Here is a 2,628-nt window from a genome sequence, read left to right as displayed (position 1 = left end):
ATGAATTAACAGGTACGTTTTGTCTTGTTTAGTTTTCAAAGAACTTTATGTGCTTCTCTCGAAGCGACTACTTAATAGTAACATTTTTAGTTAACTAGGTCAACACTTTTTTAAAAAAGTTTTTGCTAGTCATGTTTGTGTCTTTTAAAAGACAACAGAAATGATTATACCATAATTCTTATGACTGTAAAGGGTTATGGTACAAAAAAAGCGCAGCTATTTCAGCTGCGCTTTTCTCACACTTCTTCTTGTGTTTCTTCATTCTCATCTTCTTCGTCTTTCTCTACTAATGCTACTGTCGCAACATGCTCTTCTTCCGCCATTCTGATGAGGCGTACACCTTGAGTGACACGTCCGGTGATTGAGATGTCATTGATGTCCATTCTAATGAGTACGCCGCTGGCCGTAATAATCATTAGATCCTCTTCACCTTTAGTAGCTTTTACTGTTACTAATTGGCCGTTGTTCTCGGTGATTTTCGCTGTTTTGAGTCCTTTTCCGCCCCGGCTTTGGGTTCTGTACTCTTCAGCCGGAGTTCGTTTTCCGTAACCTTTTTCAGTTACGATAAGGACATGTGATTCTTCCTCTAATATCTCCATGCCGACAACAACGTCGTCATCGGTCAGGGTGATGCCTTTTACGCCTGCCGCAGTTCTTCCCATTTCCCGGACATCTGTTTCAGGGAAACGGATCAGCAATCCATTTTTCGTTCCGATGATCATTTGTTTTGTACCGTCAGTCAGACGTACACCCATCAATTCATCATCCTCACGAAGACTAAGAGCGATTAGGCCATTGTTGCGGATATTAGCAAACTGAGACAGTGAAGTTCGTTTTGAAACCCCGTGCTTTGTTGTGAAGAAAAGGTAAAGCTCCGCATTGAATTCAGTGACTGGAATAATTGCGTTAATCCATTCACCCTTTTCTACCTCCAGCAGGTTAATAATCGGGATTCCTTTTGCTGTTCTGCCGTATTCAGGGATTTCATACCCTTTTGCACGATACACTTTCCCTTTGTTCGAGAAGAAGAGAATCGTGTCATGAGTTGATGTAGATATTAAATGCTCAACGAAATCATCTTCGTTTGTTCCCATTCCCTGTACACCTTTTCCGCCTCGTTTTTGACTGCGGTAAGTTGATGCAGGAAGACGTTTGATGTACCCGTTGTGTGTCAGAGTGACGACGATATTTTCTCTCTCAATAAGATCTTCATCTTCAATTGTTTCTAGTCCAGAAGTGACGATCTCCGTGCGTCTTTCATCGTTGAAACGCTCTTTGATTTCAGTGAGTTCTTCACGGATGATCTCAAGCACTTTATATTCATTTGCCAAAATGTCTTTTAGCTCTGCAATTAATTTAACAAGAGATTGGTATTCTTCTTCGATCTTTTCACGTTCTAGTCCTGTTAAACGCTGCAGCCTCATATCGAGGATCGCTTGTGCTTGCTTCTCTGTCAGTGAGAATTGTTCAATTAGACCTGTTCTCGCTATTTCAGCCGTTTGAGAATTACGGATAAGAGAAATAACTGCATCGAGATGATCGAGAGCAATTCTCAAACCTTCCAAGATATGAGCTCTCGCTTCCGCTTTACGCAATTCATATGCCGTACGGCGTCTGATGACGACTTTTTGATGGTCAAGGTAATGCTCTAGGCATTGCTTTAGATTTAAAACTTTTGGCTGACCGTCAACAAGCGCAAGCAGGTTGATACCAAAAGATGTTTGTAGCGCAGTTTGTTTGTATAGGTTGTTTAGAATAACATTTGCATTGGCATCGCGTCTGATTTCAATGACAATTCTCATACCTGTACGATCTGACTCATCACGCAGATCTGTGATGCCCTCTATCTTTTTGTCCCTAACGAGATCAGCAATTTTCTCGATTAATTTCGCCTTATTTACTTGGTAAGGTAACTCTGTAACGATAATTCTTTCTTTACCTGAAGATGTTTGTTCGATCTCAGCTTTTGCCCGAATCGTAATAGAGCCTCGGCCAGATTCGTATGCTTTCCGGATACCGCTGCGTCCCAAGATTTGACCCGCAGTCGGAAAATCAGGCCCTGGAATGACTTCCATCAGCTCAGGGATTGTAATGTCCGGGTTCTCACTGACAGCAAGTACACCGTCAATGATTTCCCCAAGCTGGTGCGGAGGGATGTTTGTTGCCATACCTACCGCAATACCGGCAGCACCGTTCACGAGCAGATTCGGGAACCTTGAAGGCATAACGACGGGTTCTCTTTCTGACCCATCATAGTTGTCCTGATAATCGATTGTGTCTTTTGTGATATCTCGAAGAATTTCCATCGAGATCTTAGACATTCTTGCTTCTGTATAACGCATGGCAGCCGCTGAGTCTCCGTCAACAGAACCGAAGTTCCCGTGACCGTCAACGAGCATGTAACGGTAGTTAAAATCCTGCGCCATTCTGACCATGGATTCATATACCGCTGAATCACCGTGCGGGTGGTATTTCCCGATAACTTCTCCGACGATACGCGCGGATTTTTTATATGGCTTGTCACTCGTCATGCCCAAATCATTCATTGCATACAAAATCCGTCTGTGAACCGGTTTTAAACCGTCACGTACATCTGGAAGAGCACGGGACACAATAACGCTCATTGCA

General features: G+C 43.0%; 1 protein-coding gene. It reads right to left on the bottom strand.

Features of this window, described 5'->3' with window-relative positions; translation table 11 throughout:
• Positions 1-236: 236 nt before the first annotated feature.
• The coding region (gene gyrA, locus RAC86_RS37675; protein WP_377886854.1) for a DNA topoisomerase (ATP-hydrolyzing) subunit A at positions 237-2,628 on the bottom strand (2,392 nt) is incomplete at its 5' end.

It is taken from the genome of Bacillus sp. LR_5 (genome assembly GCF_042709275.1).
Note: the sequence above shows the minus strand (reverse complement) of the source record. Positions and strands in the feature narration are given on the sequence as shown.